This is a genomic window from Lactiplantibacillus sp. YT640 (assembly GCF_049745435.1).
GTDB classification, from domain to species: domain Bacteria; phylum Bacillota; class Bacilli; order Lactobacillales; family Lactobacillaceae; genus Lactiplantibacillus; species Lactiplantibacillus plantarum.
In genome coordinates this window covers 1-15875 of sequence record NZ_JBMNVY010000005.1, presented here as the reverse complement: position 1 = coordinate 15875, position 15875 = coordinate 1, and the positions used below count along the sequence as shown (strand labels likewise).

The 15875-nt window shown below is 44.7% G+C and carries 15 protein-coding genes and 1 other annotated feature; of the genes, 11 read left to right on the top strand and 4 right to left on the bottom strand.

Annotated elements, in window-relative coordinates:
• Positions 1-15: 15 nt before the first annotated feature.
• A complete protein-coding gene (locus tag ACOV1R_RS05105; protein WP_015380785.1) occupies positions 16-996 on the top strand; it encodes a nucleoside hydrolase in 981 nt (326 codons plus the stop codon).
• A complete protein-coding gene (locus ACOV1R_RS05100; protein ID WP_015380784.1) occupies positions 993-1544 on the top strand; it encodes an ECF transporter S component in 552 nt (183 codons plus the stop codon). Before ACOV1R_RS05105 ends, ACOV1R_RS05100 begins: the two co-directional genes overlap by 4 nt.
• A 227-nt stretch (positions 1545-1771) precedes the next feature.
• Here ACOV1R_RS05100 and ACOV1R_RS05095 read toward each other — a convergent pair whose 3' ends face one another.
• The gene (locus tag ACOV1R_RS05095; protein WP_003642105.1) at positions 1772-2452 is read right to left on the bottom strand and encodes an ABC transporter ATP-binding protein; all 681 of its coding nucleotides are present in this window, start codon (positions 2450-2452) and stop codon (positions 1772-1774) included.
• A 14-nt stretch (positions 2453-2466) separates the two neighbouring features.
• A complete protein-coding gene (locus ACOV1R_RS05090; RefSeq protein WP_021357156.1) occupies positions 2467-3534 on the bottom strand; it encodes an ABC transporter permease in 1068 nt (355 codons plus the stop codon).
• 172 nt (positions 3535-3706) lie between these two features.
• Here ACOV1R_RS05090 and ACOV1R_RS05085 point away from each other — a divergent pair, with 172 nt between their 5' ends.
• The 4 genes from ACOV1R_RS05085 to ACOV1R_RS05070 all read left to right on the top strand — a co-directional run bounded on the left by ACOV1R_RS05085 (position 3707) and on the right by ACOV1R_RS05070 (position 7676).
• On the top strand, positions 3707-4210 hold the full coding sequence (locus ACOV1R_RS05085) for a YagU family protein (RefSeq protein WP_003642103.1): 504 nt from the start codon (positions 3707-3709) through the stop codon (positions 4208-4210).
• Between the two features lie 383 nt (positions 4211-4593).
• On the top strand, positions 4594-5892 hold the full coding sequence (locus ACOV1R_RS05080; RefSeq protein WP_003644750.1) for a cation:dicarboxylate symporter family transporter: 1299 nt from the start codon (positions 4594-4596) through the stop codon (positions 5890-5892).
• A 195-nt stretch (positions 5893-6087) separates the two neighbouring features.
• Positions 6088-6903 (top strand): MerR family transcriptional regulator, encoded by an 816-nt coding sequence (locus ACOV1R_RS05075; RefSeq protein WP_064522644.1) that lies wholly within the window; start codon positions 6088-6090, stop codon positions 6901-6903.
• A 95-nt stretch (positions 6904-6998) separates the two neighbouring features.
• Entirely contained in the window at positions 6999-7676 is a 678-nt protein-coding gene (locus ACOV1R_RS05070; RefSeq protein ID WP_027822472.1) for a DUF554 domain-containing protein, read from the top strand.
• 477 nt (positions 7677-8153) lie between these two features.
• On the opposite strand, the gene ACOV1R_RS05065 is transcribed toward ACOV1R_RS05070, so the two are convergent.
• Both ACOV1R_RS05065 and ACOV1R_RS05060 read right to left on the bottom strand, forming a co-directional pair.
• Positions 8154-8327, bottom strand: a complete 174-nt coding sequence (locus tag ACOV1R_RS05065) for a hypothetical protein (protein WP_003642098.1) — start codon at positions 8325-8327, stop codon at positions 8154-8156.
• A 306-nt stretch (positions 8328-8633) separates the two neighbouring features.
• Positions 8634-9137 (bottom strand): YueI family protein, encoded by a 504-nt coding sequence (locus ACOV1R_RS05060; RefSeq protein WP_003642097.1) that lies wholly within the window; start codon positions 9135-9137, stop codon positions 8634-8636.
• 585 nt (positions 9138-9722) lie between these two features.
• Here ACOV1R_RS05060 and ACOV1R_RS05055 point away from each other — a divergent pair.
• From ACOV1R_RS05055 to ACOV1R_RS05035, 5 genes are all read left to right on the top strand, one after another.
• Positions 9723-10493, top strand: a complete 771-nt coding sequence (locus tag ACOV1R_RS05055) for a C39 family peptidase (RefSeq protein ID WP_027822941.1) — start codon at positions 9723-9725, stop codon at positions 10491-10493.
• Between the two features lie 474 nt (positions 10494-10967).
• Positions 10968-12266, top strand: coding sequence for a GH25 family lysozyme (locus tag ACOV1R_RS05050; protein WP_016527281.1), 1299 nt, complete (start codon positions 10968-10970; stop codon positions 12264-12266).
• Between the two features lie 99 nt (positions 12267-12365).
• Positions 12366-13031, top strand: coding sequence for a hypothetical protein (locus tag ACOV1R_RS05045; protein ID WP_003644804.1), 666 nt, complete (start codon positions 12366-12368; stop codon positions 13029-13031).
• A 176-nt stretch (positions 13032-13207) separates the two neighbouring features.
• Positions 13208-13402, top strand: a binding site (T-box leader).
• A 53-nt stretch (positions 13403-13455) separates the two neighbouring features.
• Entirely contained in the window at positions 13456-14712 is a 1257-nt protein-coding gene (tyrS, locus tag ACOV1R_RS05040; RefSeq protein ID WP_015380777.1) for a tyrosine--tRNA ligase, read from the top strand.
• Between the two features lie 134 nt (positions 14713-14846).
• Complete coding sequence (locus tag ACOV1R_RS05035) at positions 14847-15362, top strand: ECF transporter S component (protein WP_021357272.1); 516 nt, start codon at positions 14847-14849, stop codon at positions 15360-15362.
• Positions 15363-15875 lie beyond the last annotated feature (513 nt).

The window sequence follows — 15875 nt, the reverse complement described above, 5'->3', positions numbered from 1 at the left end:
ATCGGAGGTAAGAGAATGAATGCGACGCGTAACGTTATTATTGACTGTGATCCCGGGATCGATGATAGTTTAGCACTATTATTGGCTCTTAAATCACCGGCACTTAATGTGATTGGGATTACAATTGTTTGTGGGAACGTGCCAACCCATATCGGTGCGGAAAATGCACTGAAAATTTTAGATTTGGCTGACCGATTGGATATTCCAGTCTATTTGGGCGCTAATCGCCCATTAGAAGTCGCCTACACGAGTGCGCAAGACACCCACGGCGATGATGGTTTAGGGAATAGTCAGATTCCAGCGGTAACGGCGGTACGACCGATTCAAGATGCCGCTGGTTTTATTGAAGAGACGCTGATTGAAGCACCTGATACTTCGATTTTAGCGTTGGGACCGTTGACGAACATTGCAACGGTACTGCAACGTGATCCACGCTTATTTGAACAAGTCGATCAATTTACACTGATGGGTGGAAGTTATCGGAGTCACGGTAATTGTTCGCCAGTGGCTGAATACAACTTCTGGTGTGACCCGGATGCGGCCAAGGTCGTCTTTGACTTGATGCCTGTTCCCATTCAGATGGTTGGTTTAGACGTCACGCGTAACATCGTGTTGACACCCAGTTTATTAACGTATATTAAAGACGTCAATCCAGCAATGGGGGCGTTTATTGAGAAAATTACAACCTTTTATTTTGACTTTCATTGGGAATATGAACGGGTTATTGGTTGTGTGATCAATGATCCGTTGGCCGTGGCCGGAATGCTTGACCCAACGATTCTGAGTGGCTTTGAAAGCTACACGACGGTTGTGACGGATGGTGTCGCGCGTGGGCAGTCAATCGTGGATGATCATGATTTTTGGCACAACACACCCAATAGTCAAATCATGACGAAGGTTGACGTCGTAGCTTTTTGGCGGTTGTTCTTAACGACTGTGGTCGGTGCGGCTGATCCTGATTTAACGCAAGTCTTGCACCAATTGGTGAGTGCATGAAGAGAATAAAAACGCGGGCAATTACGTTATTGGCGCTCTGCATTGCCCTGAATATTGTTGGCAGTAACATTGCCTTGATGTTAAAATTACCGATTTATTTAGATTCAATTGGTACCGTTTTGGCTGCTGCTGTGTTTGGACCACTGGGTGGAATGTTGGCCGGGGGTGCCACCGGAGTTATCGTGGGTGCGACGACAGACCTGTACTCGCTGTTCTTCATGCCCGTTCAACTGCTGACTGGGTTAGTTGCTGGTCTGCTATATCGGCGAATCAAGCCGGGCACGTGGCGGTCAAATTGGTGGCTAGCTGGTGTTATTTCACTTCCCGGAACACTTTTATCCACGGCGATTACGGTCATCTTATTTCATGGCATCACGTCGTCTGGTTCGAGCATGCTAGTCCAATTATTATTAGGTACCGGTATGGGCAAAGCGATGGCCGTCTTCTTGATACAAGTGGGAACGGATTATTTAGATCGGTTTATCACAGTGTACGTGGTCGCACTTGTTTACCGCGCATTGCGATATAAATTGCCGCAAGCTAATTAGTTGAACGGATGACTTGGTGTCGGATGACTAAATCTAAGCATGTTTACGCTAACTCGCACTTTTTCCAGCGGGCCGAAGCAGGCTGTCTTTGAGCTTGGTAAACTCTAGCTTTCGATTTGTAGTACCTGATAAGTTGTGTGAATATGAACAATAAAAATGACCTCGCAGGAATATTATTGCGAGGTCATTTTTGTTGTTATGAGGTTAAAGTGCAGTGGTCAATATCGCTACGAATCGCGGCGACTCATCTTACCATCTTCAATTTGATAGACCACGTCACAGTCATCAATTAGCCGCTGGTCATGGGTCACCATTACGATGGCCTTTTGGTGCTGATGAGCTTCGTTGGCGAGGCGCTTGACGACGTCGATGGAGCGGGGCGTGTCCAGGCTGGCGGTCGGTTCGTCTGCGAGAATGACGCTTGGATCATTGTAAAGAGCGCGGGCGATGGCAACACGTTGGCGTTCACCACCGGAGAGGTCACTTGGGTAGGCATCCCGAACTTCAGTAAGGGCTAACTCTGCTAGTAATTCATCGGTGCCTGCTTGATCAAATTTGCGCCGGGCCATTTTATCGACGAGCTTGAACTGTTCACGAACCGTCAGGAATGGAATCAGATTGGAACTCTGCAAGATAAAGCCAATTTCATTGAAACGGTAGGCTAAGCGCTGTTTTTCCGTTTGATTCGATAGTGGTTGTCCGTTCAGAATAACTTGACCACTTGTTGGCGTTTGTAAACCGGCAGCAATCGTCAAAAAGGTGGATTTACCTGAGCCAGAGGGGCCGATAATCGCGACGAATTGGCCAGCACTGACTTCGAAATTGGCATCAGTCAAAGCGTTAACAGCGGTATGACCGTGACCAAATTGTTTATTAATATTTTGTAAGGCTAAAACTGGTTGACTCATTGATATCATCCTCCTTATCCAATGGCAACGACGGGGTCAATCTTGGCGACAGTCCGCCATGAGAGTAAGGCACCGACGACTGCAGCTAACAAGAGAGCCACACTATAAATACCAAATTGTGGCCAGTCAGTGGCGAATGGTAATCCGGCGGGCATGATTTGCGCGAGGCCTAACGTAATTAGAAGGCCGATGCCGATACCAATGATTGCCATGACGACACTTTGGGTGAGTAGGGCAGCCAAGATGTGTTTGGTACCAATACCTTGTACTTTTAAGACCCCGAACAAGGCTTGTTTTTGAAGGGTCAGAACGAACATGAAAATTCCAATCACGGCTAGGGCAATTGCGAACAAGAAGTAAATCATCGTGTTGAGTGTCAACTGCTCAGCGCTGTATCCTGGTAATTTTTCAATAAACGTGACAATTGATAAACGTTGCATGTTGCCATGATGTTGAGTCTTGAAATGACTCTTTTTAGTCACAAAGGCGTTGACCGGTTGTTGATCGCCACTGGTGATGGGATTACCTTTGAGACGATTGAGCGTGGCAACGTCCGTGTAGACCGTTGGCGCAATACTATAGGTACTAGCTTTGAAAGTACCGACGATCGTTACCTTTTGATCAGTGGTCCCAATGCGAACTTTCTGACCAATCCGATAGCCTTTGTCTTTTAATCCCGCGGAAATCAATAATTGATTCTTGCCGTTGATTCGGTGTCCTGAGATGACTTTTGGCATCAGAAAACTATCGCGAGTGGTCCCAAAAGCGCTAGCGTTAGTCTTTTGACCATTACTGGCAGTTCGTAAAGTACCGGACAGACTAGCTAAGGGTGCGACGTCCTGACCTTTGATTCGATCTTGGTCTGCTAGTTTTAATTGGGATGCTGACAGTGTCTGATTCGCATCTTCGTTCAAATAAACTGTTTGAGCATGCCACTGGTCAACAGCCTGACGATTACCATTGGATAACCCGTTAGCAAGGCCCGCTAGCATAAAGACGACGAGGGCAATTAGTAGCAAAACCCCGCTAAGTAGCCCATATCTGAGTTTTTCGTGGGCCATTTCTTTTAAGCCTAAATACATGTCAATTCCTCCCTTTTAATTTCATTTATCAAGTGATAAATCAATGTGGTAATCGTATCACGTTCATTTTTGTAAATCAAATTTTTTATTTAATTACCAGGCTAAATTATTTCGAAATGGGTACCAAGGCTGGTATGATTAATTTATTGAATAGAGAGGCAGGTAATTATTAATGGTGAACAAGCAATTCAATCATCGGGCCGCAGTTATTGCTGGTGTGACTGGTGGTGTGATTTCTGGTTTAGTTAAGTTAGGGTGGGAGAATATCTTACCGCCACGAACGCCACAGCGGGATCAAACGAATCCCCCACAACAATTATTGCAACAAATTGGGATTCCCGCCAGCGTTACGCATGCAACGTATTCATATTCTGGTCATGATTTACCAGGTGTCAGCTATGTCATGCATTTCGGATTCTCAACGACGTTTGCTGTGGCCTATAGTTTATGGGCTCGCAAGCACCCCCGGGCAAAAGGTGGCAGCAGCGCGTTGTATGGGTTAGGTATCTGGACAGCCTTTCACCATGGTATCTTGCCAGCACTGGGGACCGTTCCCGCTGCGAAGGATCAACCAATGACCGAACACGTGTCAGAAGCCATTGGGCATGTTTTATGGATGTGGACCGCTGATTGGGTTAGTGCCGCTGTCTATGACCGGATGACCCGTTCCAAATAGCGGTTTAAATCGGTTAGTGAGTGACGACATGATGAGGTGTTGTAGCCGCAGCCGTTGAATAAAGTTGTTGCTTGAAAAACTAGCTTGGTTAGGAATGATTACAACTACTAACCAAGCTAGTTTTAATTGTCGCTATTTTGGTTAATGTTCGGATTCTGATGGTAACGGAAATAGTGATTCACCGCGACAATTACGTGATTATGAGGAAAGCAACTGAGATTAACGTCTATTACAATGGGACCATTTGATTTTAATGATTGATTTTTTAATTTAATTCTCATATTGACTGAAAATGTGCTAAAATATTAATATTGTGTGCAATATTTCATAAAAACATCCATAAATGAGAATGGGGCGGAAGTAGCTTGGAAAAGCAGGGGAAGATGAAGCGGTATCGCCAGTTCCGATTGAGCTTGGGCTGGCAGATCTTAATTGGGCTAGTGCTTGGAATTGTATTAGGGGTCGTCTTTTATGGCAATAAAACGGCGATTACTGCGATGCAAAACATCGGGACGATGTTCATCAGTCTGATTCAAATGATCGTTTTACCAATCGTGGTGGCATGTCTGATTACCGGGATTGCTAATATGGGCGACCTCAAAAAGTTAGGTCGGATCGGTGGTAAAACCATTATCTATTTCGAAATCATGACGACGATTGCGATCGCCTTAGGGTTGTTAATGGGTAACATTTTTCACCCTGGTGACTATATCGATATTCATCAACTACATGCGTCGAATATTAGTCAGTATGTGCAAACCGCTAAGACGGTCTCACACAATGGTATTTGGTCGACGGTCATGGGCATTATCCCGACTAACGTCTTTAAATCATTGTCAGCTGGTGACATGATTCCAGTCATCTTTTTTGCCGTTTTCTTTGGTTTAGGGACGGCGGCTATTGGCGAACAAGGCAAAATTATTCTGGACTTTATGAACGCTGTCGCCGAAGCTATGTTCAAAGTGACGAACTGGGTCATGCACACGGCTCCGATTGGCGTCTGTGCCTTAATTGGGGTCACGGTCGCTGAAATGGGCTTGAAGGCGCTGGCCCCGTTAGGCTATTTCATTATTCTTGCTTATATTACCATGGCAATCTTTATTGTGGTTGTGATGGGCATTGTTGGTAAGTTATTCGGTTTAAATATTTGGCACCTACTACGGGTCATTCGTGATGAAATGGTGCTTGGCTTTTCAACGGCGAGTTCTGAAGCAGCCCTGCCCCGCATTATCGATAAGATGGGGAAATACGGTGTTAGTGAAGGAATTGTCTCATTTGTGATCCCAACTGGGTATACGTTTAACTTGGATGGCTCCGCAATTTATCAATCGTTAGCGGCGCTTTTCTTAGCTCAGGCTTATGGGATTCACCTGTCACTCAGCCAGCAGATCACTTTATTGATTGTACTTATGATTACGTCAAAGGGGATTGCTGGTGTGCCGGGGGCTTCGTTTGTTGTCTTATTGGCGACGATTTCAACGATTGGCGTGCCAGTACAAGGACTCGCTTTTATTGCGGGAATCGACCGGCTAGTTGACATGGGACGAACCGTGGTTAACGTGGTCGGCAATTCATTAGCTGCGGTAATTATCGGTAAGTCAGAACATGAATTTGATACGGCCAAAAGTGATCAGTATTTAGCTGAGATTCGGGCGGGGCATGCGCGCGCAATTACGAAATAATTGAAAACAGCTCTGTCAGTTAGTTCTGCATTAATAATGCGATGGCGATGATCACTGATGATTGATAGACCCAAAAGTTGTATTTCAGAAATTAATTTCTGAAATGCAACTTTTTTTATGATATCTTATTCTGGTTACAGCAATTACTTCAGCGATTAAGTTATGATAAGACCTATAGGGGAGGATGGCGATCGGATGACAACTGATTTTTCGATTGGGCAACTCGCACAGTTATTTGATATCCCAGTGGCGACTTTACGCTATTATGACGAGATTGGGTTATTGACGCCGGCACGAGTCAATCCGCATAGTCACTACCGATATTATGGGACGCCTCAGTTCGAACGGTTGAGTACCATTAAATATTTGCGAGCACTCGGCTTACCATTGGCTACGATTGCCGATTTTTTTGCGGCCCGTGAACTGTCCAAGCTGACGAGTATGTTAACGACCCAACAGCAGCAGGTTGAGGCGCAATTGCAATTATTAACGGCGGTACAACAACGGATCAATACACGCTTGGCCCAGATTAAAACGGCCCAAAGTGCCAATTTTGATGTGACTGAATGCGTGACGTTACCTGAAAGAGCGATGGTGGCTTTACGTCAGCCTTATCGCCCTCAAGATGATATTGAACTTGTTATTGCTAAGCTACGCGCACAGACCGGCGCGACGAACGAAATCTTTCTCGGCAAGGTTGCGCTGATGCTCGACCAGCAAGCCATCCAAGCCGGACATTTTGACCGCTATGCGGGAATTTGTTTATTATTTGAACCGGGTGATACGGTGCCACCCCATCAAGAACACTTGGCGGCTGGTAGCTATGCGCAGCGGATTTTTCACGGCACTCATTTGGATGCCCCGATGCAGTATCGACAATTGTTAGCGGATTGTCGTGCTCGCGGCTGGCACGTGGCGGGAACAGCTATTGAGACAGCACTGATTGATTATGGGATTACAGATCAGGTTGCACAGTCGGTGACGCAGATACAATTACCAATCAAGACTTGACCCTCAAGTAACTTTAGACTTTATACTAAATGATAATTAATTATTTTAAATTGAAATAAGCGCTAGAGATTAAGCTATTGATTAGGAGTGGCGATATGATTGGAGCGATTTTTAATACGAGCATGATTTTAGCTGGTTGCTTGGTCGGCAGTATCTTTAAAAAAGGAATCAAGCCAGCTTACCATGCGATATTATTACAAGCGTTAGGGCTAGCGGCTTGTGTCATCGGCATTAATGCGGTCGTGCAACGGATGCCGCAGAGTAAGTACCCGGTGCTTTTTATTGTGAGCTTGGCGATTGGTGGATTAATTGGTCAAGCTTTGGATATTCAAGGGCATTTTGACCGCTGGGTGGGCCGTTTGGCGGGTGGCAACTTAGCGGAAGGCCTAGCGACTGCGGTGTTACTGTACTGTATTGGATCGTTATCGATTTTGGGGCCGATTGAGGCAGCCTTAAAGCATGATTACACCTTTTTGTTTACGAATGGCATGTTAGATGGCATCACGTCGATCGTATTAGCATCCACTTTCGGATTTGGCATCGCGATTGCGGCGGGCGTCTTGTTTTGTTGGCAGGGGAGCCTGTATGTTTTAGCATTAATTTTGAAAGGTGCGTTGAGTGCAGCGTTACTGAATGAAATTACCATTGTTGGTGGTATCTTGATTCTAGCATCCGGCTTAGGTATGTTGAAAATCAAGCAATTCAGTACGTTGAACCTATTACCAGCCTTGCTAGTGCCACCAATCGTAATTAGCGTGATGCAATTATTTTAACTAGTGGGCCAATGGTGAAGTCAATTAAGTCTTTTGATTGATAAAGTAAAAGCCACCAACTTAGGACAATCAGTGAAAGCTGATCATTTTAAGTTGGTGGCTTTGTGTATAATGCATCGATTTGAGAGATTGGCATTAAATATGGTTAAAACGGACTGTTTTTTAAATCAAAAGCAACCAGCTTAGGCCCGCTGGAAAAAAGTCGAGTAAGCGTAAAATTGCTTAGTTGGCGCGTCCTACACCGACTTCCAGGCATTTCTGCCAATTGCTGGAACGCGGTGGACACAGATTTAAGCCGCAAACCACGTCTTAAATACTGGTCTTCCACTAACCAAGCCAAGGACGCTTGCTAAGTGGAATTTCACCGCTGAGCATTGGCCGAAATGCCTTCCAGTCGGGATAGTGTTCGAATGGCGGACAAAGATGTACCTAAGCTTTTGATGAATTCGTCGTTGCTTTTCATAAACGATAATTTTGTTAATCAACTGTCAGACTGAAAGTGATATTGAGATAGCTCACTAATCCTGAATTGGTGTAGTAAGATGTAATCTCTCGACAAAGTGCTAATGCACCTAACACTTTGTTTGAAGTTCCAGTATCAAAATAGCCAACGATAGATTGTGCTAAGTTCGGTGGTCGTTCATCAGCCATTCGAGCGGCTTCAACCCGTGGCCCCTCACAGGCTTGAGACTGGAGGGGCTGGGTGACAATGCTCAGTAGCCAAATCATTCTTAGCTGGAAGTGGGTTGCTTCCGGCTTAGAATAAGACTCGTATTTGAGATGACGCGGGTTGGGCGTTAGCTCAAATCGACGTCGGCTGCGTTCCAGCAATTGTCACCCAGCCCCGGAGGTCGGCATAGGACGCGCACCGGCTGACGGAAAATAATGCAGTTAAACAGTTTGTTTTAACCATAATTCATGTCAACACGCACAATAGATGTCAAAGTAAGACACTGGTTAGATTAAGTGGTGTTTGATGCTGAAGAGTTGACGATTGCGTTCCAGATGACGGTGAATGTGATCGATGAGGACGTCGTGCGACCAATCGGTAGTTGTGTTAAGTGGCGGAACGGGAAAACGTTCATCGATATCGATTGTCGGTGGCGTGATGGCACAGTTGGCGACTAGGGCGATGGCGAGGCTCGTAGGTGTGTGCTGGTACATGAGGTCATTTCGAATCGCAAACCTGATGTGCTGCTGGTTGGCTAGTTTAACGTAGCGATTCAGGATGTCTTCATCTAGCAAGCCATGTAGGAGTAGCTGGTAATCAGGATGGGCCGCCATTTCACTTTTTAGTTCGGTTGAGTAGTCACGCATGAGTGCTTGGGTGAAAGTAATGCCCACATCGATTCGTTCGTGAAACGTGCCAAGGTTACGGTGTTGTTCATCCGGATGTAGTACGGGGGCCCCGAATATTGCGGATTGTAAGTGTTTATCCATTTGGTCTTCAGAATTAGCCATGCCAGTCAGGTCCTTTCACAATTAACCATAAAATTTAACTGCTTTTACTACTATTGTAATAAAGAAAGCGCTTTAATCAACGTAAAATTTTCTAAAGCTGATCAGAAGTTAAAACTTTGGATGCCACTAGGCTTGAAACGGATGACAGATAATCTAAGGACGCAACGGATTTGCCGGGGCCAATTTAATGCTGTTTTGAAAACAAGGACTCAGTGCTTCATAAAATAACGAAGGTGCCCAGAATTAGGAAAGTTGACTTCATCGGCAAATAACGAATATTCAAGGCCATTTTGGGAAAAGCCAGCCTCGGCCAGATAATCTCAATTATAATCTAAGTAACGGTCAGGGCTAATTCAACAAATTGATAATAAGGTTACTAATATATCAATAAACTGATTAAAGCAGTGTGTTGCTTAATGATTAGCCAGGCTAACCTTAATCCTTGTCAGCATTGACTTACGGCTGATTATACAAGCCTTTTTTTTAAGATTGTAAAGGTGTATTATTGATTCGTCCATGGTATGATACTACATAGTATGTTAGTAAAGTAGTCAATCAAATTAAAAGAGAAACGGATGGTAACAAATGCCAAGACATTTACGGAAACGGCGCCGGTCCTGGACGCTGATCATAATTGCCATGGTGCTTTTGGGGGGCATTGGATTTACAAGCACACAAGTTTCTGACTGGATTGATGCATCGTTTACAACTAAACAAACGGATGCAGCTAAGTCTAGTTCCCAAACGAAGCCCAAGTCGGTCAATCAGGTCAAGTTGGACGTCCCGCTAGTGAATCAAATGACAACACCACGTTTATACAATGGTTGTGAAGTCACATCGTTGACGATGTTGATGAATTATGCGCATATCAATGTCACTAAAAATGAATTAGCGGCAAAGATTACGAGTGTGCCACTCACTTATAGTGACGGCGAACACGGAAATCCAGAGTATGGGTTTGTTGGGGATATTACTGGTAACGATCCTGGGTTAGGTGCCTATCATAAGCCAATCTATAAATTGGCGAAAACTGAGACTAGTCAGGTGAAGGACTTAACGGGGGCAAACTTTGATACTGTGATTGAACAGTTAGAACAAGGACGGCCCGTTTGGACAATTACGACGGCTTCGTTTGCACCGGTCAGCACAATGCAAACTTGGCAGACACCACAGGGCTCCGTTAAAGTGACTTATGATATGCACAGCGTGGTCATTGTTGGCTTTAACCGGACTAAAAAGTTGATTTATATTAACAATCCGTACGGAGAAAAACAGCAGGCAGTCAGCTGGAAGAATTTTGAGGCTGCTTATAATCAGATGGGCAAGCAAGCCATTGTTCTGACGTTACCACATTAGTTAGTTAACAACATGCTATTGTGAACCAATTAGTTTAAGCAACTAATCTTGGTCAAGATGAGCCAAAATCTTGATGAGGATTAGTTGCTTTTTTTGTGGCGGTATTTTCGAATGAAACGGTTGTAATATCCCGTGGTATGGGTAGTTCGGGCACCGGAAAGCGGGTGAGAAACTGCTAACAATATCATGATTGTAACCAAACTGTAATTCAAATATCAGCCTTTCCAGAGTTGTTCATAATATTAACCATAAAGGGGCGACGCTTTGTTAACAAGCTGTAACTGAATTGAAATCGAATTGACGCCCCAGCCCATTAAAAATGGCCTATTATTGGTAGTATAAGAATGTTAAAGTTATGGGTATGTCATAAACTGTCCTTGACAGTTTAGTTGTTGGTGATTGTGGGAATCACCAACAACTTATGATGATAATTTTTTTAATTGCGGAGCACAGTATGGGGAGAGGGACCGCATGATGGGGATTAAAAGGCTCAGTTGGTTAGTTGGAACGGCGGTGGTCGCCACACTTGGCATGCAAATTACGGTTCAAGCACAGGGACACGCGGTGGTCGATATTTCCGAGTGGCAAGGACAGCTCAGCCCAAGTCAGGTGCAGGCGATGAAGTCGCAAGTGCTATTTGTGATCAATCGTCGTCAGTATGGTTTAAATTATGTTGACCGGGACGCAGCGAATAATACGGCATTATATGTTCGTTATGGGATTCCATTTGGTGAGTATGATTTTTCGCAATTTACGGATGCCGCTAGCGCGCGCCGTGAAGCCCAAGCGTTTTATGCGCGCTCCAATAAAGCTGCGCGTTTTTATGCTTTGGATTTTGAAGTTAATACGGTACGTTCAGGATCAACTAATGCGGCAGTTGCGGCTTGGTATCGTGAAATGCGCGCATTGACTAACAAAAAACTGATCTTCTATTCGTATGCTTCGTTCGCACTGACGTATGCCAACCAAGCGCGGCAACGGTTTGATGCCCAGTGGATTGGTGCGCTAACGCCCAACCCACCAATCATTTCGGCGGCGTTATGGCAGTATACCAATCGCTATCATTTAGCTGGGCTAGCGGCACCGGTTGATAATAGTTGGGTCATTACTAGTGTTCATCCCGTTTCGTGGTGGTTGGGGACGACCCGTGGCGCACCCGGTGTTGCGATTAAAGCTCAACCAAGACTGAAAGTTGTGCACGATCGCCATTTGACTATGCCGGCCCACAATCAACAGCATGGACGGGTGGGCCAAGCAGTTGTCGCCATTAAGAGGCCAGCAGTTCAGCCAGCTGTGAAGACTCGGCCGGTGCAGCAGAAAGTGGTAAGCAATAAGTCGCGTTCGCAGACCGTGGCGCGCGTCAAACGGCGGTCATTGCAAACGATCAGTGTTAACAGCCATCATGGCAAAATAACTCAGCATCGCGCCATTCGACGCCGAGCGACTCAGCCCAAAGTGATAAAACTTAAAGCGACGCGACGTACAGGAACACAGTTTAAACTGAATACGTCCAAAGCAACTAAACTTCGGCGGCCCGGTAAGAGTATTCGAACAAAACCGGTGACTCGTTCAAAAGGGCGAACGCGGCAGCGACTTACGCGACGTCAACCGTCACTGAGGCAGCGAGTAACGAAAAACAGGCAATCCCGCCGCCGCGCACTACGAGTAACGGTGCAGCGGCGAGGGTCGACGATTCGTCGTGCACCACGTTGGCAACGAACACAAATACGTCCCGTACATAACACTTCTCGGGACAAGCGAGGACTTAGCTGATTGCATGGCTGTCGCTCAGTTCTCATTATCATGGTAGAAAAGGTAATTATGGTTAAGTAAAATCGGTCATTTGTTGTAGAAATTAGGAGGATATTTTTCATGAACTTTAAGCGCAAAATTCAATTAGGAATCGCCACTGCAACTGGGATGTTGGTGGTCGGAATTGTTGCCGTACCTTCAGTAACGAATGTATTACACGCGGCTTCAGACAGTGTTAGTTTGGTTAGTCAGACGGCAGCGCCTACGACCGTCAAGGCAACCAATCAAACAGTCAAGGCCATCAGTGCAAGTGGGACCAAGGGAAACTACCGGGTGAAGTACGCCAAAGCTGGGACTAGTTCGACGACTGCGACGTATCAACAGACGAACTACAATACGAAAAGTGATGCCAGCAGCCAAGTCGATTACTTAGCGAATACGCAGGGTCAGCGTACGACACTTAATTCAGGTACAGCGGCAACGGTTCAAGGGACGATGGGCAAAGTGTATGTTCATTGGAACACGGGTAGTTGGTCAGTGACAACGATTGCCAATACACAGGACGTTGCTGGTAATCCAACCAAGTTTGCTAATCAGGTCAATAATCAGATTCAAAAGCAAGATTTGACGAGTAAAAATGTCACGAGTGGTGCCGTTACCGTGTACGATACCCCACAAAACGGACAGGCAAACTCAGTTCAATGGCAAAATGGCAAACAGGTTGCTAAGGTTCAAGGCCAGCAAGCCAATACCGTTATCAAAATTGCGGCGGATGCTAAAAATTAAGTTTTTACCTGGGAGCTCAATAAATGAGTGCCAGTAGTCTGGTTATATCACTGTGTCGACGTCAACCGCATTCACAAGCCAGACACTATGGTTAGATTAGTGGGTTTAATGCGATGTTTTGACCGAAAATAGGATTGACTTTTGGCAGTGGAGTGCTTATGATGTTAGGTAATAATTAAAAAGTAGTGATCGTTAATTAGTAGTCGTTGACCCAACAGTCTAGCGACTCGGTGGGTGGTGCGAACCGAGCTGTGGTCAAAGATGAATTACATAACGTGAACTGCCATTGGCCGGATGATATCCGTTACTAATCAATGAGCGATCACATTTGGTGATAACTTGGGTGGTAACGCGGAAAACTCGTCCCTGTTTTGATGACAGGGGCGAGTTTTTTTGTCCAGCGACAATAACGAGGAGGACTAACATGAACATTATCGATGATTTAAAATGGCGTGGTGCCATTAACCAACAAACGGATGAGGCCGGGTTAAAGGAACTTACCGAAAACCAATCAGTCTCACTATACTGTGGGATTGATCCAACCGGGGATAGTATGCATATTGGGCATTTGATTCCTTTCATGATTCTCAAACGATTCCAATTGGCTGGTCATCATCCCTACGTTGTAGTTGGTGGTGGGACGGGTGCTATCGGTGATCCATCTGGTAAGAACTCAGAACGTAAGTTACAGACCATGGATCAAGTGAAGCATAATCAGGATGGCTTAAGTGCTCAGATGTACAAGTTGTTTGGTCATGACGAAAACTTTTCGATTGTGAATAACTACGATTGGTTATCAAAAATTTCATTACTAGATTTCTTACGCGATTATGGTAAGTTGTTCAGCGTGAACACGATGCTGAACAAGGAAGTTGTTGCAAGCCGGTTGGAAGTGGGCATTTCATACACTGAATTCACATACCAAATCTTACAATCAGTTGACTTCTTACACTTGTACCGTGCTGAACACGTGCAACTCCAGATTGGTGGGGCTGATCAGTGGGGCAATATCACCGCGGGGACCGATTTGATCCACCGCTTAGAAGGCAATGACGCTAAGGCTTACGGATTAACAATTCCATTATTGTTGAAGGCGGATGGAACTAAGTTTGGTAAGACTGCTGGTGGGGCCGTATGGTTAAACCCTGAACGGACATCACCGTATGAATTCTATCAATTCTGGATCAACCAGGATGATCGAGACGTCGTCAAATATCTCAAGTACTTCACGTTCTTAAGTCATGAAGAAATCGATCGATTGGCCGAAACGGTGAAGACTGCACCTGAAAAACGGGAAGCACAACGGCGCTTAGCTGAAGAAGTCACGGAATTTGTTCATGGCAAGCAGGCGGTAGTTGAAGCTGAAAATATTACTAAGGCGTTGTTTACTGGTGATGTTCAAAGTTTAACGGCGGATGAAATTGAACAAGGTTTCAAGGGTGTGCCATCAGCAGACGTCTCAGCTGAAAAGCAAAACATTGTCTTGTGGCTGGTTGATGCTACGAAATTCGAACCTTCTCGGCGTCAAGCACGTGAAGATATTAAAAACGGTGCGATTCGAATCAATGGTGAAAAGGTGACGGATGTCGATGCCGAGATTGATCCGTCCGCAGCCTTTAATGGTAAATTTGTCATTGTACGTCGTGGTAAGAAACGTTACTTCTTGGCACATGTTAAGTAAGTTAATTTAGCAGGTGGACTGGACCCGTTGTGGCCCAGTCTTTTTATTATTATTACAAGTAAGAACTGGTGTAAAATTTACTTAGGTCACATTAATAATGTGTGATCATTGCCGGATGAAAATCAATTGAGGAGATGAAAGTTTTGGTGGGGGTTAAATTTAATACACGGACGATTGCAATCCTGGGGATGTTGATCGCACTTAATGTTGTTATTTCTATCTTTTTCCATATCCCAATCCCGATGACACACGGTTATATTAACTTATGTGATGCGGGAATCTTTATTGCAGCACTGATTTTTGGCTGGCGTGGTGGGGTCATTGTTGGCGGTGCTAGCGGACTATTACTAGATTTATTGCTAGGGTATCCACAGTATATGTTTTTCTCACTACTCGTTCATGGTTTAGAGGGCGGAATAGCAGGATATCTTGGTGCTAGCAAATCACATGGTCGACAGATTGCAGCGATAATTACTGCGGTAGTGGTGATGGTGGTCGGATACTTTTTGTCAGATTCGCTGTTGTATACGATGGGAACTGGATTGGTTGGTGTACCGACTAATTTAGTTCAAGCTGTGGTTGGTGGTATCTTGGCATTCCCAATTGTTGCGGGAATTCGACCAATCGTTAAACGTCATTTGAATTTTTAAAATTAGATGTGCTGGCTTAAGATAAGCGTTCGTCGTGCTTTTACGGGCGCTTTTTTGCTGTCTAAAGGGAATCCTTAATTGGAAAACATAGTGCCATCTCACAATGATGTTAATCGATGACATATAATGTAGTAATTGTGTAATTGACGACAGTTTTGTGCCGTTCTTTTCATAAAAGTGAAAAAACATTGGATTAATTGTTGACAGTTTCATAACTGGCTGGTATATTAGTAAACGTTGCTGCTACGGCAGATGCATCTCACCACCAAATAATTATTGAAATTAGTTGTTGACAACTTCTTCAGTAATTGGTAAGATAGTCTCTGTTGTCGCAATGGCAACTATGACAAATTAATCAAGTTACTTCTTAAAAAAGTTGTTGACAAGATATTGATTAAGATGTTATGATGATTAAGTTGTGTTAAGCGATTAACACACGGAATTAGATCTTTGAAAACTGAACAAAGTTTCGACGAATCAAATGTGTAGGGTCTCTTGGTTTTGAATCAAGAG